The organism is Actinomadura napierensis, assembly GCF_039529375.1.
Lineage (GTDB): Bacteria > Actinomycetota > Actinomycetes > Streptosporangiales > Streptosporangiaceae > Spirillospora > Spirillospora napierensis.
The window spans coordinates 18,016-36,552 of the sequence record NZ_BAAAMR010000069.1; the positions used below are offsets into that span (position 1 = coordinate 18,016).

At 72.4% G+C, this 18,537-nt stretch carries 19 protein-coding genes; 12 read left to right on the plus strand and 7 right to left on the minus strand.

The annotated features are described in order from the left end of the window. Positions 1-64: 64 nt before the first annotated feature. Genes ABD296_RS31800 through ABD296_RS31820 form a run of 5 tightly spaced genes read left to right on the plus strand, consistent with a single transcriptional unit; the run spans position 65 to position 5,403 of the window. Positions 65-1,291 (plus strand): DUF4190 domain-containing protein, encoded by a 1,227-nt coding sequence (locus ABD296_RS31800; protein ID WP_344275590.1) that lies wholly within the window; start codon positions 65-67, stop codon positions 1,289-1,291. Then, a complete protein-coding gene (locus ABD296_RS31805) occupies positions 1,288-2,421 on the plus strand; it encodes a septum formation family protein (protein ID WP_344275593.1) in 1,134 nt (377 codons plus the stop codon). The genes ABD296_RS31800 and ABD296_RS31805 overlap by 4 nt, the downstream gene beginning before the upstream one ends. Beyond that, positions 2,418-3,515 (plus strand): DUF4190 domain-containing protein, encoded by a 1,098-nt coding sequence (locus ABD296_RS31810; RefSeq protein WP_344275596.1) that lies wholly within the window; start codon positions 2,418-2,420, stop codon positions 3,513-3,515. Before ABD296_RS31805 ends, ABD296_RS31810 begins: the two co-directional genes overlap by 4 nt. After that, positions 3,512-4,612 (plus strand): DUF4190 domain-containing protein, encoded by a 1,101-nt coding sequence (locus tag ABD296_RS31815; protein ID WP_344275599.1) that lies wholly within the window; start codon positions 3,512-3,514, stop codon positions 4,610-4,612. Before ABD296_RS31810 ends, ABD296_RS31815 begins: the two co-directional genes overlap by 4 nt. Beyond that, positions 4,609-5,403: a septum formation family protein gene (locus ABD296_RS31820; protein ID WP_344275602.1), complete on the plus strand. Its 795-nt coding sequence runs from the start codon at positions 4,609-4,611 to the stop codon at positions 5,401-5,403. Before ABD296_RS31815 ends, ABD296_RS31820 begins: the two co-directional genes overlap by 4 nt. 36 nt (positions 5,404-5,439) lie before the next feature. Here the strand turns inward: ABD296_RS31820 and secD are convergent, their stop codons facing one another. Both secD and ABD296_RS31830 read right to left on the minus strand, forming a co-directional pair. Next, positions 5,440-7,710: a protein translocase subunit SecD gene (gene secD / locus ABD296_RS31825; protein ID WP_344275605.1), complete on the minus strand. Its 2,271-nt coding sequence runs from the start codon at positions 7,708-7,710 to the stop codon at positions 5,440-5,442. A gap of 65 nt (positions 7,711-7,775) precedes the next feature. Beyond that, positions 7,776-8,162 carry a hypothetical protein gene (locus ABD296_RS31830; protein WP_344275608.1) on the minus strand — a complete coding sequence of 129 codons (387 nt, stop codon included), beginning with the start codon at positions 8,160-8,162 and terminating at the stop codon, positions 7,776-7,778. Between the two features lie 299 nt (positions 8,163-8,461). On the opposite strand from ABD296_RS31830, the gene ABD296_RS31835 reads away from it, so the two are divergent. After that, the gene (locus tag ABD296_RS31835) at positions 8,462-9,124 is read left to right on the plus strand and encodes a hypothetical protein (protein WP_344275611.1); all 663 of its coding nucleotides are present in this window, start codon (positions 8,462-8,464) and stop codon (positions 9,122-9,124) included. Between the two features lie 164 nt (positions 9,125-9,288). On the opposite strand, the gene ABD296_RS31840 is transcribed toward ABD296_RS31835, so the two are convergent. The 3 genes from ABD296_RS31840 to ABD296_RS31850 all read right to left on the minus strand — a co-directional run bounded on the left by ABD296_RS31840 (position 9,289) and on the right by ABD296_RS31850 (position 12,865). Further along, complete coding sequence (locus tag ABD296_RS31840) at positions 9,289-10,677, minus strand: glycine--tRNA ligase (protein WP_344275614.1); 1,389 nt, start codon at positions 10,675-10,677, stop codon at positions 9,289-9,291. A 301-nt stretch (positions 10,678-10,978) separates the two neighbouring features. Continuing rightward, positions 10,979-12,421, minus strand: a complete 1,443-nt coding sequence (locus ABD296_RS31845) for a DUF1906 domain-containing protein (protein ID WP_344275617.1) — start codon at positions 12,419-12,421, stop codon at positions 10,979-10,981. Between the two features lie 153 nt (positions 12,422-12,574). Further along, complete coding sequence (locus tag ABD296_RS31850; protein WP_344275620.1) at positions 12,575-12,865, minus strand: antibiotic biosynthesis monooxygenase family protein; 291 nt, start codon at positions 12,863-12,865, stop codon at positions 12,575-12,577. Positions 12,866-12,893: 28 nt separating this feature from the next. Between ABD296_RS31850 and ABD296_RS31855 the strand changes: the two genes are divergently transcribed. From ABD296_RS31855 to ABD296_RS31880, 6 genes are all read left to right on the plus strand, one after another. Next, positions 12,894-13,211, plus strand: a complete 318-nt coding sequence (locus ABD296_RS31855; RefSeq protein WP_344275623.1) for a DUF6703 family protein — start codon at positions 12,894-12,896, stop codon at positions 13,209-13,211. 32 nt (positions 13,212-13,243) lie between these two features. Further along, the gene (locus tag ABD296_RS31860) at positions 13,244-14,212 is read left to right on the plus strand and encodes a metal ABC transporter substrate-binding protein (protein WP_344275626.1); all 969 of its coding nucleotides are present in this window, start codon (positions 13,244-13,246) and stop codon (positions 14,210-14,212) included. Then, the gene (locus ABD296_RS31865) at positions 14,209-14,979 is read left to right on the plus strand and encodes a metal ABC transporter ATP-binding protein (RefSeq protein WP_407061535.1); all 771 of its coding nucleotides are present in this window, start codon (positions 14,209-14,211) and stop codon (positions 14,977-14,979) included. Before ABD296_RS31860 ends, ABD296_RS31865 begins: the two co-directional genes overlap by 4 nt. Then, positions 14,976-15,875 (plus strand): metal ABC transporter permease, encoded by a 900-nt coding sequence (locus ABD296_RS31870; protein ID WP_344275629.1) that lies wholly within the window; start codon positions 14,976-14,978, stop codon positions 15,873-15,875. The genes ABD296_RS31865 and ABD296_RS31870 overlap by 4 nt, the downstream gene beginning before the upstream one ends. After that, a complete protein-coding gene (locus ABD296_RS31875) occupies positions 15,872-16,258 on the plus strand; it encodes a Fur family transcriptional regulator (RefSeq protein ID WP_344275632.1) in 387 nt (128 codons plus the stop codon). Before ABD296_RS31870 ends, ABD296_RS31875 begins: the two co-directional genes overlap by 4 nt. A gap of 168 nt (positions 16,259-16,426) precedes the next feature. Continuing rightward, entirely contained in the window at positions 16,427-16,852 is a 426-nt protein-coding gene (locus ABD296_RS31880; RefSeq protein WP_344275635.1) for an OsmC family protein, read from the plus strand. 12 nt (positions 16,853-16,864) lie between these two features. On the opposite strand, the gene ABD296_RS31885 is transcribed toward ABD296_RS31880, so the two are convergent. Beyond that, positions 16,865-17,665 (minus strand): isoprenyl transferase, encoded by an 801-nt coding sequence (locus ABD296_RS31885; RefSeq protein WP_344275638.1) that lies wholly within the window; start codon positions 17,663-17,665, stop codon positions 16,865-16,867. Then, positions 17,662-18,459: a DNA repair protein RecO gene (recO, locus tag ABD296_RS31890; RefSeq protein WP_344275641.1), complete on the minus strand. Its 798-nt coding sequence runs from the start codon at positions 18,457-18,459 to the stop codon at positions 17,662-17,664. Before recO ends, ABD296_RS31885 begins: the two co-directional genes overlap by 4 nt. Between the last annotated feature and the right edge of the window lie 78 nt (positions 18,460-18,537).

The window sequence follows — 18,537 nt, forward strand, 5'->3', positions numbered from 1 at the left end:
CGGAGCCCCCCACCCCGGCCCCCTACGCCGCCGGCGGCCCCCTCAGGCACTCGGTGATGCCCGAATGAATCCTCCAGAGCAGCCTTTCGACCACAGTGCGGCCGGGACGCCGCCGCAGCCGGGGATCGATCTCGGACCCACGCCCCTGCCGGTGGCGGGGACGCCGCTTCACGAGCAGCCGGCCGTCTGGCCCACCCGGCCCGGCGAGTACGACCCGCCGCCCACGTACGGGCCACCGGGAGCGGGAGCCGGCGCACCGTACCCAGGAGGGCCGTACGGGGGCGAGCCGATGGGGTTCGCCGCTCCCCGGCGCACCAACCGGCTGGCGATCGTCACGCTGATCACCGGGCTGATCGGCCTGGTCGTCTTCGCGCTCGGGTTCGGCATCGCCGCGCTGGTGCAGGTCGGCCGGCGCAACGAGAAGGGCCGGGGCCTCGCCATCGGCGGCCTCGTCGCCGCCTTGGCGTGGACCTGCGCCGGCGTGGTCGTCTACAAGGCGGTGGTGAGCCCGTTCGCCTCCACGAAGCGGGACGCGGCGGGCCACGTCGTCAACGGCGGCAAGATCTTCGCGAAGGATCTGCGGATCGGGGACTGCCTCACCGGTCCGGTCAGCGACACCACGCGCACGGTGAAGGTCATGCCGTGCACCGTGCCGCACAGCGCCGAGGTCGTCGCGACGGCCACCCTCCCGGACAGGCCGTCCTTTCCGGGAGACGCATGGATCAACTCGACGTCGGAGCGGTTGTGCCAGGCGCGGTACGGCGAGCTGGCCAGGAGCCGGCTCAGGAAGAACCTCCAGTCCTACTTCCTCAAACCGAAGCGCGACGGCTGGGACAACGGGATCCGGAAGGTGACGTGCATGCTCCGCCTGACGGGAGGGAATGCGCTGACCTCACCGCTCGCCGCCACCGTGGAACGCGGGACGAAGCTCTACAAGGAGCTCGCGGTCCGCGACTGCCTCACAGGCGTACCAGGAGACGACACCATTTACCACACGACATCCTGCAATAGTGCGCACACTTTCCAGGTGTACAGCAAGGTCGACGTCACGCGACTTCTCCCGAAACGGAAGAGCAAGGCGTATCCGGGGCACGGCGCCCTGGAAAAGCAGGTCACCCGGTACTGCGAGAAGCGTGGAACGGCCGTTTTCGCAGCCCGCCCGCCGAAGTTCTCCATTCAGGGCGGCTACCTCTACCCGAGCGACCAGCAGTGGAACACCGGCATCAAGGTCGCTTTCTGCATCGCGAAGCGCACGAGCGGTTCCCTGAACCGATCGGTGGTCCCCGAGTGAGCACTCCCGACTCCCCCGAGACCGCACCGATGCCCCCGGACGCGAACGTCTGGGCCCCACCGGACGCGCCATTCGCCGAACCCGCGCAACCCCTGCGGCCCGCTGAGTCCCCGCAGGCTCCAGCGCCTCTCGGCCGGCCCGTTCACGCGCCGCCGTTCTTCTCCGCGCCGGCGCCGCGCCGGACGAACCGGTTCGCGATCGTCGCGCTGGTCACCGGGCTCGTCGGCCTGGTCGTGTTCGCGATCGGCTTCGCCATCGCCGCCCTCGTCCAGGCGGGACGCCGCAACGAGAAGGGCCGCGGCCTCGCCATCGGCGCCCTCGCCGCGTCCGCCGCCTGGATCATCGCCCTCACCACCACCGCGGTGGTCGTGACCACGAGCACGCACCATTCCGACGACCCCGTAGCGGACCCCGAATTCAAGAACGGCAAGCCGGGCATCGCGGGCCTGTACATCGGCGACTGCTTCACCGGTTTCGAAGAGGACCTCAACCGCACCTACGTGACCATGACGCCGTGCACGAAGCCGCACCAAGGCGAGATCGGCGGCAAGGTGACGATGCCCGCCTCTTCCTATCCCGGTGATGGCGCACTGGTGGCCGAGGCGACGAAGAAATGCAAGGAGCAGACCCGGCACCTGATGAACAGCCGCTTCGCCGCCCACCTGGAGTTCCGCCTCGACCGTCCTCGCCGGGCAGCCTGGGAGCACGGCGACCGCGACGTCACCTGCGTCCTGCTCTACACGGGCGACGAGAGGCTCGTCGACAGTCTCAGCCACCTGACGTGGGGGTTGAGGTACTCCGTGGATCTCATCGTCGGCGACTGCATCGACAAGTGGGACGACGACGGCGTTCGGACGGTGGACTGCGCGAAGGCGCACAAGTACCAGCTCTACGCCACTTATGAGCTGCGCGGGGAGACCTATCCCGGCGTCAATGCCGTCCGTAAGAAGGCAGCCGAAGGCTGCATCGTCCGAGCAGCGAAACTCTTCGGAGCCGATCCGCCGAACGGGGTGATGCCGGTGCAGACCACGCCCTCGAAGGACGATTGGGTGGAGGGCGAGCAGCGGCGTGTCCTCTGCCTGTTCGAGGCGGTGGGCGGTCCCCTCCGGCGTTCGGTGATGCCCGGATGAACCTCCAGGACGACGGCCCCGGTGCCGATTCGCCGCGACCCGAGCCCGAGGCGAACGGCTGGGCTCCGCCGGACGCGCTTCGCCCGGGCGCCCCGGTCATCGAGGACACGTACGCGCCACCGTTCGCCTATGCGCCGGCGCCGCGCCGGACGAACCGGTTCGCGATCGTCGCGCTGGTCACCGGGCTCCTCGGCCTGGTCGTCCTCGCGATTGGCTTCGCCATCGCCGCCTTCGTGCAGACCGGACGCCGCGGCGAGAAGGGCCGAGGCCTCGCCATCGGCGGCCTCGCCGCGTCCGCCGCCTGGATCATCGCCCTCACCACCGTTGCGGTCCTCGTGACCAACCGTCACTCGGACCACAGTGGAACCGCGGCGGCACCGGACGTCCGGAACGGCAAGCCGCGCGTCACGGCAATGCAGGTCGGTGACTGCTTCAACGCCTTGGAGGAGGACATCAACCGCGTCTACGTGCGGCCGGCGCCCTGCGTTGGGGCGCACGAGGGAGAGATCGGCGCCGTTGTCACGATGCCCGGCTCCGCCTATCGCGGCGACGCGGCGCTGGTGGCCGAGGCCACCGAACTGTGCGGACAGCAGACCCGCTACCTGATGAAAAACCGCTTCGCCCGCGACCTCGAAATGCACATCGACCGCCCTCGGCGGGACGCGTGGGAACACGGCGAGCACCTCGCCACCTGCGTTCTCCGGTACACCGGCAAGGAAAGGCTGATGGGCACGCTCGGCAGTCTGACATGGGGGCCGAGGGACCTCATGCAACTGGTCGCCGGCGACTGCATCCGCAAATGGAGAAGTGCCCAACTGGAGACCGTCGACTGCTCCGTGCCGCACGAAGCCCAGGTGTACGCCACCTATGACCTGCGCGGTAACACCTACCCCACTTCTCCGGCCGCCGATGACGGGATCTTCGAAGACTGCGCCGAGCGTGCGGCGGACCTGTTCGGCGCGCAGCCGCCCACGAGCCTCGTGCCGGGATACGCCTTTCCTTCGAAACACGGATGGACCCTCGGTGAACGGCGCATCATCTGCACTCTCGCCCCCCTCCACGGTCAACTCCGGCATTCGGTGATGCCCGGATGAACCTCCAGGACGACGGCCCCGGCGCCGATTCGCCGCGACCCGAGCCCGACGCGAGCGGTTGGGCTCCGCCGGACGAGCCGCGCGAGGAGACTCCGGCGCCGTCCGTCGAGTACGTGTACGCGCCACCGTTCGGATACGGACCGGCTCCGCGCCGGACGAACCGGTTCGCGATCGTCGCGCTGGTCACCGGGCTCCTCGGTCTGGTCGTCCTCGCGATCGGGTTCGCCGTCGCCGCCCTCGTGCAGACCGGACGCCGCGGCGAGAAGGGCAGAGGCCTCGCCATCGGCGGCCTCGCCGCGTCCGCGGTCTGGGCGCTGGCCGTCGTGACCGCGAGCACGCTGAGCGCCGGTACCGGCAAGGGTGCCCCGGCGGCCTCGGCCACGAAGAACGGCAAGCCGCGCGTCACGACGCTCGGCACCGGGGCCTGCTTCCTCGACTACGAAGAGGATCTCAACCGCATCTACGTGACGATCGCGGGGTGCACGCTGCCCCACGAAGGGGAGGTCGGCGCCGAGGTCACGCTGCCCGCCGTCCCCTACCCCGGCGACGCGTCGCTCGTCTCCGAGGCGACGAAGGTCTGCGAGGAGAAGACCAAGGACCTCGTGGACAACCCTTTCCGCGACCACATCGAGCTGCGCTTGGACCGGCCCCGCCGAAGCGCCTGGGAGCACGGGGACCGCCACATCACCTGCGTCCTCCACTACACCGGCAAGGAAGACCTCACGGCGCCGCTCAAATTCCTGCAGTGGGGACCCAAGTCCACTTTGGCGCTGGCTCCCGGTGACTGCATCGAGCGATGGCAGGACGATTCCCCCGAGCTCCCCGTCGTCGACTGCGGGCGGCCGCACGAGGCACAGGTCTTCGCGAACTTCCGCATGCACGGCGACGACTACCCGTCCGTCCGGACTCTCGAACAGAAGGCGTCCGACGGGTGCACCAAGCGCGCGAAGAAGGTCTTCAAATCCCACACGCCCAGGGGCGTCGAACTGTGGTACGCCTACCCGTCGAAGAAAGGGTGGAATTACGGCGACCGGCTGATCACCTGCTTGGCCAAGGGCGTGGACGGCCCGCTCCGGCATTCGGTGATGCCCCAGTGACCTCGCCCGTCCCGCCGCGGTTCGTGGTCACCGCACTGGTCGTCGGCCTGGTCGTCTCCGTCGCCTTCGTGATGTTCCATGGGCGCGGCGGCAGCGCCCCCGTGACCGGTCCGCGTGGCCAGCGGGTCACGCTCTTGCACGCGGATGACTGCTTCAACGGGTTGGAAGAGGGCGTCACCGGAATATACGTGACCAAGGCGCCGTGCCAAGGCCCGCACGAAGGGGAAGTCGGCGTCGTGACGGCTTTGGCCGGTGGGCGTTATCCCGGCGACGCGGCGCTCGTGGCAGCGGCGGGCAATGCATGCGAGAAGCGGATCGGGTTCTGGCCGGACGACCGCCGAGGCGATGCCCTGGAAGTACGCGTCGACCGTCCGCGGCCCGAAGCGTGGGAGCGCGGCGACCGCGCAGTGGCCTGTGTGCTTCGCCGTACCGGTGCGTGGTCGCCCGCCTCAGCGCCGTCCACGGGCTGGAAGGACATTGCGGAACTCCGGCCGGGCGAGTGCGTCAGGAAATGGCGGCTGGACGATGGCGAAGCATTCGTCGACTGCCGGTCCGGTTACGAGCGGCGGGTGGTCGGTGCTTTCACGCTCTCCGGAGCGGCGTGGCCGGGAAAGAGCGCGGAGACCGCAATGGCGAAGAAGGGCTGTGGGGCGTTGCGGGGAATGGTGTTCGGCGGCCGGCAGGTGAGTGAGAAGCGGCCTGGGCAGCTGCAGCCGACCCGGCGTGCTTGGGAAGAGCGTCAAAGGTCGGTCGTCTGCTTGGTCGCGGACCATGACGGCGTGGCCGGATGACGTGCCGCCGGCGGCCTGCCGGCGGCACGTCGCCGGTCAGACGACGGCGCCCGAGTCGCCCGGTGTTCGGCGCGCGGGGCGGGAGGCCGGGGCCGGGCGGTGGCGGGGTGGGCCCGCAAGGCGTTCAAAGGCGATCGCGAGCGGGGTGGCGGTGAAGACGCTGGAGTAGGTGCCGACGATGATGCCCGCGAGGAGGGCGATGGCGAAGTCGGTCAGCGTGTCGCCGCCGAGGACGGCGAGGGCGGCCAGGATGAACAGGGCGCCCATGCCGGTGTTGACGGTGCGCGGGACGGTCTGGAGGGCACCCCGGTTCGCGACCTCCGCGAAGGGGGTGCGGGGCTCGGCGGTCCGCAGTTCGCGGACGCGGTCGAACACCACGACGGAGTCGTTCACCGAGTAGCCGATGACCGTGAGCAGCGCGGCGAGGAAGACGCCGTCCACCGGCTTGCCGAGCCAGGCGAACAGGCCGGTGACGATGGCCACGTCGTGCAGCATCGCGAGCACCGACCCGGCCGCGAACGTCCACCGGAACCGGAACGACAGGTAGCCGAGCTGCACCAGCAGGGCGACGCCGAGCGCGATCATCGCCTTGGTGCGCATCTCGCCGCCGAGGCTCGGGCCGATGAGTTCGTCACGCTGCTTGGCCGCGCCGCCGCCCTGCCGTGCGAGCGCGTCCTGGATGCGCTTCTCCTGCGCGTCGGTGAGCTCGGTGGTGCGGACGGCGATGCCGTCCTTGCCGGAGGTCTGCACGGTGGCCTGCGGGAATCCGGCGCGGACGACGGCGGCGCGGGCGTCGTCGATGTCGACGGGACGGTTCGTGGTGTACTCGACGGCCCGTCCGCCGGTGAACTCGACGCCGTAGTTCAGGCCGCGCGTGACGATTCCGGCGAGCGCGACGGCGACGGCGAGGCCGGAGATCGCGAGCCAGAGCGTGCGGCGTCTCATCAGGTCGGGACGGCGGTGGTCCAGCCATCGGCGGACCCGGCCGCCGGCGGTGAGGCCGCCCGCCCTGGAACGGCCGGTGCGGGGCAGGCGCGCCAGGGCGGCGTCGGTGAGGACGCGGCTGAGCAGCATCGCCGACACCAGCGAGGCCAGCACACCGATGCACAGGGTGACGCCGAATCCCTTGACCGGCCCGGAGGCGAGGAAGAACAGCAGGCCGCCTGCGAGCAGCGTGGTGGCGGCGGAGTCGGCGATCGCCGACCACGCCTTGGTGAACCCGATGGCGAGCGCGTTGCGCGGGGTCCGGCCGGGCGCGGCGGCACGTTCCTCCCGGGCGCGTTCGAAGGCCAGGACGTTCGCGTCGATCGCCATGCCGATCGCGAGGACGAACCCGGCCAGGCCGGGCAGGGTGAGCGTCGCGCCGGCGGCGACGAGCGCGGCGTAGGAGATCAGCGCGTAGCCGGCCAGCGCGAGGGTGGCGAGCAGGCCGACGAGCCGGTAGACCGCGACGATGAACAGGCCGGTGAGCGCGACGCCGATGACGGCGGCCCAGGCGCTGGCCCGGATCGCCTCCTCGCCGAGGGTGGGGCCGACGACCCGCTGCTCGACGATCTTCACCGGGACCGGGAGGGCACCGCCCTGCACGAGGGCGGCCAGGTCCTTGGCCTCGTCCGCGCCGAAGTTCCCGGTGATCCGGGTGGAGCCGCCGGTGATCCCGGTGCCGCAGGCGACGTCCTCGCTGACCTGCGGCGACGAGATGACCCTGCCGTCCAGGACGAACGCGACGCGGCGTTCGTCGCCGGCGGCGCAGGCGGCCTCGGCGGTCGCCTTCTCCCAGGCGGCGCCGCCGCCTCCGCGGAACGTGATGCCGACGTCCCAGCCGCCGAGCCCCTCGGGGTCGAAGGACGCGCCGGCCGAGCCGATCCCGTCGCCGGTGAGGACGGCCGGCCCGATGATGACCGGCTGGCCGCTCTCGTCCGGGACCTCCTTCTCGCCGCCGCCGGCCCGGCCGTCGGCGGCGCGGACGGGGTGGGCGGTGAGCTGGGCGGTGCGGCCGAGCAGCGCCGCGGCGTGCGACGGGTCCTGCACGTCGGGCAGCTCGACGATCAGCCGGCGGTCGCCGGAGCGGGTGATGGACGCCTCGGCGACGCCGAGCGCGTCGATGCGGCGGTGCAGGACCTGGCGGGCGCGGTCGGTGGCCTCGCGGCCGGCCTTCACCGACGGCGAGTCCCGGGTCTCCAGGACGATCTGCGTCCCGCCGCGCAGGTCGAGGCCGAGCCGGGCGGGTTCGGACAATGCGAAGTACAGCGATGCGGCGAGAACGGCGAACGCCAGGACCGCCCGCACCGCGTTGGCGCGAGTCAAGGGGGAACCTCCACACGGAGCGATGGCGCCGCCGCCTGCCGGGCGCGGCGCCGCTGGACGTAACGTCAGATCCGGGTGGAGGCGGGCGGGGCGCGTCCCCGCGGCGCGCCCGTGGCCGTGACGACGGGCGCGGTGAAGGCGGGAAGGGGCCGGTCGAGCCGGACGAGCGCCGGACGGACGTCCGGTCCCGCGGCGGCGAACGCGCCCGGAGTGGCCGGCGCGGGTGCTCCGGCGTGATGCCGCGCCACTGCGGCGACCGCATGGGCCGGCCGCGGCGAGGACGCGCGTCCGGGCGAGTACTGGACGGAGCCGGCGCGCGCCGCGACGTTCGCCGCGCCACTAGTCGGTCCGGCGAGCATGCCTGGGGCGGGCGCGCCGGCGAGGCCGAGCAGGCCGAGTGCGAGGGTGAGCAGCCAGCGGACGGCGGCGGGCGATCGGCGCGGTGCGCGCATGGGCCCTCCTCACCGTCCTCCGGCCGCCGGGCCGGCGGCGGTGGTCCGGCCCAATCTAGGCCACTTCGCCACCGGGCGCGTTGGACCGCAACAAAGCGAGAAAGCACGGAGTCCGGGCGCCGTCAACCGGACGCGGGCGCCACAGCCTGCTACCGCCCCCGCCCCACCCGTCCTTACCAGCAGACACTGGCTGGTGTCCCAATCCGGCCAGGCCGGATTGGGCCTCGACCCATTGCCGAGCCCAGGAAAGGCGAATTACTTTCGCGTTGCCCACCCCGAACCGGACAGAGGAGTATCCGGTGGCACGACTCAGACAGACCGCGATCATCGGGACCGCCGCGCTGGCCGTCCTCGCCGCGGGCATCGCGCCCGCCTCGGCCGCGACCACGACCATCCGCAAGGGCTCGGCCACCGCCGACGCCTACTCGGGCAACGTGCAGGCCTCGCTGCTCGGCAACGCGACCGTGTCCACCTCGATCGGCAGCGGCTCCTGCAGCCAGTCGACGATGACGGGCTCGATCAACTCCGACGGCACCGGCCTCAGCATCGCCGGTGCCGACTTCAGCAGCTGCACCGGCACCGCCTCCGTCACCATCACCCCGCAGGCCCTGCCGTGGAACGGCGGCAGCGTCGCCTACGACTCCGGCCACACGGGCAACCGCGACGCGGCCATCACGATCGCCAACTTCAGCGTCAAGGCGGTCGTGGACCTGTTCGGCGGGATCACCTGCGTGTTCGGCGGCAGTCTCACCGCCAACGGCTACAACCCCGACAACCCGAACCGGCCCGTCACCAGCAACGCCCAGGCCCAGGTCGGCGTCAACAACGCGACGGTGAACAAGCAGTCCGGCAGCAACTTCCTCTGCCCGTCCACCGCCACCGTCACCGCCACGTACCAGCTGCAGGGCGAGACGACCGCCGGCTCCGGTACCTACGACCAGACCCTGTACGTCACGGGCTGACCCACCAGAGGGGGCGCGCTCCCGAAGAGGCTCCCGAACGACGTGCTCCCGCCCAAGGTTCGATCGCTCCCAAGGAAAGACGGGCCGCCCCCACGCAAGGGGGCGGCCCGCCGCCACGTTCACACGGCCACGATCGCGGCGACCTCGTTCGCGGCCGCGGCGGCTCAGCAGCCGAGGAGCTGCGCGGCCAGGAACGACTCGACCTGGCCGATCGCGATGCGCTCCTGGCTCATCGAGTCGCGCTCCCGGACCGTCACCGCGTCGTCCTCGAGGGTGTCGAAGTCGACCGTCACGCAGAACGGCGTGCCGATCTCGTCCTGCCGCCGGTAGCGGCGGCCGATCGCGCCCGCGTCGTCGAAGTCGACGTTCCAGTTGCGGCGCAGCTGCGCGGCGAGGTCGCGGGCCTTCGGCGACAGGTCCGCGTTGCGCGACAGCGGCAGCACCGCGACCTTGACCGGGGCGAGCCGCCGGTCGAGCCGCATCACGGTCCGCTTCTCCAGCTTGCCCTTGGCGTTGGGCGCCTCGTCCTCGGCGTAGGCGTCCATCATGAAGGTGAGCGTGCAGCGGTCGACGCCCGCCGCGGGCTCGATCACGTACGGGGTGAACCGGTCGCCGGACTCCTGGTCGAAGAACGACAGGTCCGTGCCGGACGCCTTGGAGTGCGTCGACAGGTCGTAGTCGGTGCGGTTGGCGACGCCCTCCAGCTCGCCCCACTCGCTGCCGACGAAGTCGAACTTGTACTCCACGTCGACGGTGCGCTTGGAGTAGTGCGACAGCTTCTCGGCCGGGTGCTCGTACAGCCGCAGGTTGTCCTTGCGGATGCCGAGGTCGACGTACCACTGCAGGCGCTCGTCGATCCAGTACTGGTGCCATTCCTCGTCGCTGCCCGGCTTGACGAAGAACTCCATCTCCATCTGCTCGAACTCGCGCGTCCGGAAGATGAAGTTGCCCGGCGTGATCTCGTTGCGGAACGACTTGCCGATCTGCCCGATGCCGAACGGCACCTTGCGGCGCGCGGACTGCTGGACGTTCAGGTAGTTGATGAAGATGCCCTGCGCGGTCTCCGGGCGCAGGTACGCCAGGCCCGACTCGTCCTCGACGGGGCCGAGGTAGGTCTTGAGCAGGCCGTTGAACATCTTCGGCTCGGTGAAGGAGCCCTTCACCCCGCAGTTGGGGCAGGTGATGTCGGCGAGCCCGTTCGCGGGCGCCCGGCCGTGCTTCTCCTCGTAGGCCTCCTCCAGGTGGTCGGCCCGAAAGCGCTTGTGGCAGGACTGGCACTCGGTGAGCGGGTCGACGAACGCCTGGACGTGGCCGCTGGCCTCCCAGACCTCGCGCGCCAGGATGACGCACGAGTCCAGGCCGACGACGTCGTCGCGGCCCTGCACCATGGACTTCCACCACTGGCGCTTGACGTTGTTCTTCAGCTCGACCCCGAGCGGCCCGTAGTCCCAGGAGGCGCGGAGCCCGCCGTAGATCTCGCTCGACGGGTAGACCAGGCCCCGCCGCTTGGCGAGGTTGACGATCGTGTCCAGCACATCGGAACGGCGTGCCATGAGTCTTCTCTCCATCCGGCTGGCGGTCGGCGGGTCAGTGCGAACGCCCCGGCCGCCGCGGAACGGCGGGACGGCGGCGATGGTGATCCCCGGTGATGGTGCGCTGTGAAAGAGCCGTGAGGCGCGGTCTCCCCGGCGCCTCAGAGCATTCCCCAGCTTAGGGCACCCGGCGGGGTCACCGGACGGCACCGGCGCGGCGCGCCCGTCGTGCCGGGCGTGCCGCGCCGCGGGCCGGTCGCGAGGCCGCGCCACGGGGCCTGCCGCGAGGCCGCGCCGCGGGGCCGGTCGTGGTCGGCCCGGATCAGTAGGCGCGGCCGTCGGCGAGGCTGCTGTCGATGTTCAGGGTGACGCCGCCGTGCCGTTCCTTGTGGGCGCCCCGGTACTGCTTGATGCGGCGGTGCGGCGGCCACCAGCGGTCCGGCAGGTACCTGTCGCCGTACACGCGGGCCTTGCGGTCCCAGTTGGCGAACCAGATGCCGACGGGCTTGGCGATCCCGGCGGCCGCTCCCACGTCGCGTATCCCCGAGCTCGCGTTGCCGTAGAGGCAGGGCTTGTAGTGCTTCTTCGCGACCGTCTTCACCCAGGCGCCGACGAAGCGCATCACGGCGGCCTTGCAGGTGGCGTTGTTGCTGTTGTAGGCCTCGAGGTCGAGGTAGATGGGCTTGTCGTCCGGGATGCCGAGCGCCTTGGCGCGGGCCACGGCGTCCGCCCCGGTCCTTTTGCCCTGGGACGCGGCGTTCTTCCTGGTGAACTTCTGCGGGCGGGTGCCGCACGGCGGCTGCAGGCCGACGTACGTGGGCAGGATGCGGTACCCCATCTTGTGGACCTTCTTCACCCACGCTGCGGTGAGGTTCGGCTGCGCGCACCCCCGCGCGGCGCCGCCGATGTAGATGTTGGTGACCTTGTAGGCCGATCGCCACGCCTTCATCGTGGAGATCGCCGGCGCCGTGCAGGTGTCGAAGCCCTTGCCGGACGCGTAGTCCAGCCGCTCCGGCAGCTCCGCCCCGGCGCTGCGGCGGACGGCCGGCGTCGACGTCGGCGCGCCCGGCTCGGCCGACGCGGCGGGCTTCCCTGGCTTGGCAGGCTTCCCGGGCGCGGCGGGCTTCGCTGAGGCATGGGGCTTCGCCGGGGCGGGAGGCTTCGCGGGGGCAGGAGGCTTCCCGTGTGCATGGGGCTTCCCGGTCCCACCGGTCCGCTTCGTGGTCAGTCGGGTGCCGCGCAGGACCCGCTGCAGCTCCACCGGGTCCGTCCCGTACACACCGGTGATGCTGACGCCGGCCTCGGGCAGGGCCAGGCTGGTCTCGTGCCCGATCGTGGGCCGGACGGTGAACGAGCCGAGCTTGTCGCCGTGCACGACCGTCCGGGACGCCGCCGCGCCGCGCAGCGGCTGGACGTGCACGGCCTCGGTGCGGCCGACGACGCGGGCCGGGCATTCCGGCTGCGGCCCGGGACGTCCCAGGTAGACGGCGTGCAGGTCGTAGCGGACGCAGGCGGACGGGTCCAGGTCGAGGCTGATCACCCGCCAGCCCGCCGGGACGGGGACGCGCACGCCGCGGTAGGTGACCGAGCGGGGCTTGGCGTCGCCCGCCGCCCGGCCGGGCGCGCCGTCGGGCAGCGCGGCGGCCGCGTGGGCCGCGGGCCGCGCGGGGGCCGCCGCGTTGAGGGTGCCGAGGCACGCGACGACGGCCGTCCCGGTGGCCGAGCTGAGCAGGACGACAGCGGTCTGCGAGACGACACGGCGCATCACTTCTCCCCCGAGCTACGCCGGGCGGGGCGGTGGCCGCACGGCCCGGCGGCATGATCGTGACCCGGCAAAGATGACCTTGAAAGGCGGCGCCGAAACCGGGCCCGGCCGCTTCTTGCCCCGGTATTGCCCGGTCCGTTGACCTGCGGCGGGTCAGCGCGGGAGGGCGGTGACGATCTCGTAGGCGCCGGGCTCGTCCACGGCCAGCGCGGCCAGCGGCATGAACTCCATCCGCACCTCGTAGGCGCCGAGCGCGCGGCGGTAGTGGCCGGCGCCGTCCCACTCGGTGACCACCGCCCACAGTCCGGGTTCGTCGACGGTCCTGGCGAGCCGGCCCGACCGGAATCCGGGGCTGCGCGACAGCGCCGCCAGCACCGCGGACATGCGTTCGGCGAAGCCGTCGGCGTCCGCCGCGGGCACGCGGTACCGGGTTATCGCGATCATCCGCCCATCCTCGCAGTACGTTGGGCCCGTGGAGACACGGAGCGGACATGACCGGCCGGCGGGCGGCGTGCGGGCGGCGGTCGAGCGGTGGAGCGCGGCGCCGGTGGTGTTCCTGCACCGGCTGCCGCGCTGGGTGCTGCTCGTCGCGGTGTTCGCGCTGCTGGTGATCGGCATGGCGGGGACGGGCTGGGTGGCGGCGGCCGGGGTGCTGGTGCTGGCGGCGGCGCTGGCCTGGTTCGCGTTCCTGAACTGGCCGGAGCTGGAGGCGCAGGGAAGGATCCTGCGCGTCGTGGCTTTGGTGGTGCTCGTCGGGTTCGCCCTGGGACGGGGCATTGGGCGGTTTTGACAACCGTTTTCATCTTCGTCCATAATCGTGAGGTGCTCCGACCCCGCAACCCGCTCCGCGCCGTTCCGGCGTCCGTTCCCGCCGCGGCCCTCGCCGCCGCCGGGCTCGGCGCCGCGCTGGCGGGCTGCGGCAGCGCCGTCGCGGACGTCCCGCCGGGCAGGACGTCCGTGGTCGCGTCCTTCTACCCCGCCGCCTGGCTCGCCGAGCGGGTCGGCGGCGGCGACGTGTACGTCCGGACGCTGACCAGGCCCGGCGCCGAGCCGCACGACCTGGAGCTGACGGCCCGGCAGGTCGCGCAGGTCGAGAAGGCCGACCTCGCCGTCTACGTCAAGGGCGTGCAGCCCGCCGTGGACGACGCCGTCGGCAAGCACGCCAAGGGCAGGTCGCTGGACGCCGCCGGCCTGGTGAGGACGCTGCCGCCGCCGTCCGACGACGAGAGCGAGATCGAGGAGCACGACGGCGACCGTGGCCACGCCGACGTCGGCTACGACCCGCACGTCTGGCTTGACCCCGTCCGGATGGCCACCATCGCCACCGCCCTCGGCGACCGGCTCGCCAAGGCCGACACCGCGCACGCCGCCGCCTACAAGCAGCGCGCCCAGACCGTCGCCGTGCAGCTCACCGGCCTCGACCGGCGGTTCCGCGACGGCCTGGAGAACTGCGCCCGCCGCGACATCGTCACCGCGCACGCCGCCTTCGGCTACCTCGCCCAGCGGTACGGCCTGCGCCAGGTGTCGATCGCGGGCATCGACCCCTCCATGGAGCCCTCGCCGAAGCGGCTCGCCGGGCTGACCCGCGAGGTCCGCGCGGCCGGCGCCACGACGATCTTCACCGAGCGGCTCGTCAGCTCGAAGGTCGCCGACTCCCTGGCCCGCGAGGCGGGCGTGCGGACCGCCGTGCTCGACCCGGTCGAGGGCGTCGGGCCGGGCTCGTCCGACGACTACCTGACCGTCATGGACCGGAACCTGCGGACGCTGCGTCCCGCCCTGGGGTGCTCATGACCGGCGAAGAGGCCCGCATGACCGCCGGCGACGGGGCGGCTCCGCCGTTCCGGATGACCGGCGGCGTGGTCCGGCGGGACGGCCGCGAGGTGCTGTCCGGCGTCGACCTGCGGGTCGCGGCCGGCGACGTGCTGGCGGTCATGGGGCCGAACGGCGCGGGCAAGTCCACGCTGGTCAAGGCGCTGCTCGGGCTGGTCCCGCTGGCCGCCGGCCGGACCGAGATCTACGGCGAGCCGCCCGCCCGGTTCCGCGGCTGGCAGCGCATCGGGTACGTCCCGCAGCGGCTGCCGATGGGCGGCGGCGTCCCGTCGACCGTCCGGGAGATCGTTTCGTCCGGACGGGTCGCGCGGCGGTCGCGCTGGCGGCCCGTCCTGTTCACCGACCGGGCCGCCGACCGCGCCGCCGTCGACCGCGCGCTGGAGGCCGTCGGCCTCACCGGCCGCGCCCGGGACTCGGCGCACCTGCTGTCCGGCGGGCAGCAGCAGCGGGTGCTGATCGCCCGCGCGCTGGCGGGCGAGCCGGACGTGTTCGTGATGGACGAGCCGACCGCGGGCGTGGACGCGGGGAGCCAGGCGGCGCTCGCGGCGACGCTGCGCGGGCTGGCCGAGGCGGGCCGGACGGTGGTGCTGGTGGCGCACGAGCTGGGCCCGATGGAGCCGCTCATCACCCGCACCGTCGAACTGGAGTACGGCCGCATCGTCCGCGAGACGGCGAGCGACGCATCGAACGACACGGTGGGCGGCGGCACGAGGGGGAGCGCGACGTGACGGAGATGCTGCAGTTCGACTTCATGCGCATCGCGCTGGTGATGGCGGTGCTGATCGGGCTGACGGCCCCGGCGGTGGGGACGTTCATCGTGCAGCGGCGGCTGTCGCTGCTCGGCGACGGCGTCGGGCACATCGCGCTGACCGGCATCGGGCTCGGGCTGCTGACCGGCTCCTCCCCCGTCCTGGGCGCGCTGGTGGTGGCGGTGCTCGGCGCGGTGGCGATCGAGGTGCTGCGCGCGCGCAGCCGCAGCGGCGCCGACGTGGCGCTGGCGCTGCTGTTCTACGGCGGGCTGGCCGGCGGCGTGATCCTCACCAACGTCCAGGGCGGCGGGACGAGCCTGCAGTCGTACCTGTTCGGGTCGATCAGCAGCGTCTCGGCGTCCGACCTGTACGTGGTCGCGGCGCTCGCGCTCGTCGTGCTCGGGATCGTCGCGGTGTTCGGCCGGGAGCTGTTCCTGCTGTGCCAGGACGAGGAGGTGGCGCGGGCGGCGGGGCTGCCCGTCCGGTTCCTCAGCGTGCTGATCGCGGTGACCGCCGCGGTGACCGTGGTGATCGCGATGCGGGCGATCGGGCTGCTGCTGGTCAGCGCGCTGATGATCGTGCCGGTGGCGGCGGCGCAGCAGGTCACCCGGGGGTTCCGGAGCACGATGCTGCTGGCGATGGGGGTCGGTGTACTGTCGGCCGTGTCGGGGCTCGCCGGCTCCTTCGAGTACGATCTTCCCCCGGGACCCTCGATCGTGCTGCTGGCGCTCGCGCTCTTCGCGGTGGCGGCCGCCGGGGGGACCGTGGTGCGGCGCAGGCGCGCGAGGGCCCTTCCCGCCGGGGACGCCGTCCCGGGCCCGGGGCCGGGCGAGCGGCTGCGGGTGGACGCCGAGGCGGAGGTGATCAGGGGATGACGACGGCCCGCCAGGACGCGGTGCGGCAGGTGCTGGCCGGCTGCGAGGGCTTCCGCAGCGCCCAGGACATCTTCGCCGACCTCCGCGCGGACGGCTCCAAGATCGGCCTGACGACGGTGTACCGGGCGCTGCAGGCGCTCAGCGACTCCGGCGAGGTCGACGTGCTGCGCACCGACGAGGGCGAGGCGGTGTACCGCGCCTGCCGGACCGAGGAGCACCACCACCACCTGGTCTGCCGCGCCTGCGGCCGGACGGTCGAGGTGGAGGGCCCGGCCGTGGAGCGCTGGGCCGACGCGATCGCCGCCGAGCACGGCTTCGCCGACATCACGCACACCGTCGAGGTCTTCGGCACCTGCCCGGACTGCCGGCCCCGATCCGGCTGACGCCACGGCCAAGGACCTGTACGGCGCCAACAGGACCCAGTACAACGCCGTCGCCGCCGGCTGGTCGGCCGTCAACGTGAACTAGGCATCTCGTGGAATCCCTCCGCATCGTCGCGCGATGCGGGGGCTTCCGCGTCCACCGCGGCCGGTGTGGGGGAGAATCGGGGCATGGCTACGACACGCACCGCAAACGCGCATTGGGAAGGGCCGCTGCTCAGCGGTCAGGGCAATGTCTCGCTCGACTCGTCCAAGGTCGGCACCTTCGACGTGACGTGGGCTTCCCGCAGCGAGGAGCCGAACGGCCGGACCAGCCCTGAGGAACTGATCGCCGCCGCCCACTCCACCTGCTACTCGATGGCCCTGTCGCACGGCCTGGCCGGCGCCGGGAACCCGCCGGAGAAGGTGGACACCAAGGCGGAGGTCACCTTCCAGCCCGGCGAGGGCATCACCGGCATCCACCTGACCGTCCGGGCGAGCGTGCCCGGGCTGTCCGCGGACGCCTTCGAGAAGGCCGCGCAGGACGCCAAGGCGAACTGCCCGGTCAGCCAGGCCCTCACCGGCACCAAGATCACCCTGGACGCCGCGCTCGTCTGAGCCGGGCCCGCGTCAGCCGGTCGCGGCGGTGGGCTCCACCGGGTTGGGGAGCGCGCCGCCGTACCGGCGGTCGCGGGAGGCGTACACCTCGCACGCGTGCCACAGGTGCCGGCGGTCGAAGTCCGGCCACAGCGTGTCGAGGAAGACCATCTCCGCGTACGCCGACTGCCACAGCAGGAAGTTGGACGTGCGCTGCTCCCCCGACGAGCGCAGGAACAGGTCCACGTCCGGGATGCCCGGCTCGTCGAGGTACCGGGCGAACACCTTCTCGTTGATCTTGTCGGGGTTGAGCCGGCCGGCGCGCACGTCCCGGGCGATCGCCGCCGCGGCGTCCGCGATCTCGGCACGGCCGCCGTAGTTCACGCAGAACTGCAGGGTGAGCACGTCGTTCTCGCGCGTCATCTCCTCGGCCGTCTCCAGCTCCTTGACGACGCTGCGCCACAGCCGCGGGCGGCGGCCCGCCCAGCGCACCCGCACCCCCATCGAGTGCAGCTGGTCGCGGCGGCGGCGGATCACGTCCCGGTTGAAGCCCATGAGGAAGCGGACCTCGTCCGGCGAGCGCTTCCAGTTCTCGGTGGAGAAGGCGTACGCCGACAGGTACGGCACGCCCAGCTCGATCGCGCCCATGATCACGTCGAAGAGCGAGTCCTCGCCGCGCTTGTGCCCCTCGGTGCGCGGCAGCCCGCGCTCCTTGGCCCAGCGGCCGTTGCCGTCCATGACGATGGCGACGTGCCGGGGCACCAGGTCCGCGGGGATCGGCGGCGGCGTCGCGCCGTTCCGATGCGGTTCCGGGGGCGATACGGCCCTTCTCACACTCTCTCCCTGTTGGTGTCGTCGCCGGCGGCCGTGAAGTCGCGGTCGGCGCGGTCCGCCCGGTCCTCGCGCTCGACGTGCCGCAGCGAGCGGATCCCGTGTTCCAGATGCCACTGCAGGTAGGCGGCGACGAGGCCGCTGCTCTCCACCCGGTGGCGGGGCTCGCTGGCGTCGGCGTACTCCCAGTCGCCGCGCAGCAGCGCCAGCATCAGCGCGAACGTCGGCGGCGCCGGCGTCGCGGCACCGGGCTGCCGGCAGTTCGCGCAGATCGCGCCGCCCGCCGCGATGGCGAACCCGCGCAGCCCGCCGCGGGTGCCGCACCGGCAGCACTCGTCCAGCGCCGGGGCCCACCCGGCGACCGACAGCGAGCGCAGCAGGAAGGCGTCCAGCACCAGCCGCGGGTCGTGGCCGCGCTCGGCGAGCGTGCGCAGCCCGCCGACCAGCAGCAGGAACTGCCGCAGCGCGGGCTCGCCCTCCTCGCCGGCCAGCTTGTCCGCGGTCTCCAGCATCGCCGTCCCCGCCGTGTAGCGGGGGTAGTCGCTCACCAGCGCCTCGCCGTACGGCCGCAGCGTCTCGGCCTGGGTGATCAGGTCGAGCGAGCGGCGCTCGTACAGCTGCAGGTCGACGTGCGTGAACGGCTCCAGCCGCGCGCCGAAGCGGGACCTGGTCTTGCGCACCCCCTTGGCCGCGGCGCGGATCCGGCCGCTGCGCCGGGTCAGCACCGTCACGATGCGGTCGGCCTCGCCCAGCTTCTGGGTGCGCAGGACGATGCCTTCGTCGCGGTAGAGGGTCACCCGTTCATTCTCGCGCACACGCCCGGGTGCCTCGTCGCGCCGCCCGGCATCTCCGCAGGATCTTCACAAGTCTCCCAC

Coding starts and splice junctions, on each gene's coding strand:
- ABD296_RS31800 (WP_344275590.1), top strand. CDS start 65: ATGAATCCTCCAGAGCAGCCTTTCGACCACAGTGCGGCCGGGACGCCG.
- ABD296_RS31810 (WP_344275596.1), top strand. CDS start 2,418: ATGAACCTCCAGGACGACGGCCCCGGTGCCGATTCGCCGCGACCCGAG.
- ABD296_RS31815 (WP_344275599.1), top strand. CDS start 3,512: ATGAACCTCCAGGACGACGGCCCCGGCGCCGATTCGCCGCGACCCGAG.
- ABD296_RS31830 (WP_344275608.1), bottom strand. CDS start 8,162: ATGCGCGCACCGCGCCGATCGCCCGCCGCCGTCCGCTGGCTGCTCACC.
- ABD296_RS31840 (WP_344275614.1), bottom strand. CDS start 10,677: ATGGCACGCCGTTCCGATGTGCTGGACACGATCGTCAACCTCGCCAAG.
- ABD296_RS31845 (WP_344275617.1), bottom strand. CDS start 12,421: ATGCGCCGTGTCGTCTCGCAGACCGCTGTCGTCCTGCTCAGCTCGGCC.
- ABD296_RS31850 (WP_344275620.1), bottom strand. CDS start 12,865: ATGATCGCGATAACCCGGTACCGCGTGCCCGCGGCGGACGCCGACGGC.
- ABD296_RS31865 (WP_407061535.1), top strand. CDS start 14,209: ATGACCGGCGAAGAGGCCCGCATGACCGCCGGCGACGGGGCGGCTCCG.
- ABD296_RS31875 (WP_344275632.1), top strand. CDS start 15,872: ATGACGACGGCCCGCCAGGACGCGGTGCGGCAGGTGCTGGCCGGCTGC.
- ABD296_RS31880 (WP_344275635.1), top strand. CDS start 16,427: ATGGCTACGACACGCACCGCAAACGCGCATTGGGAAGGGCCGCTGCTC.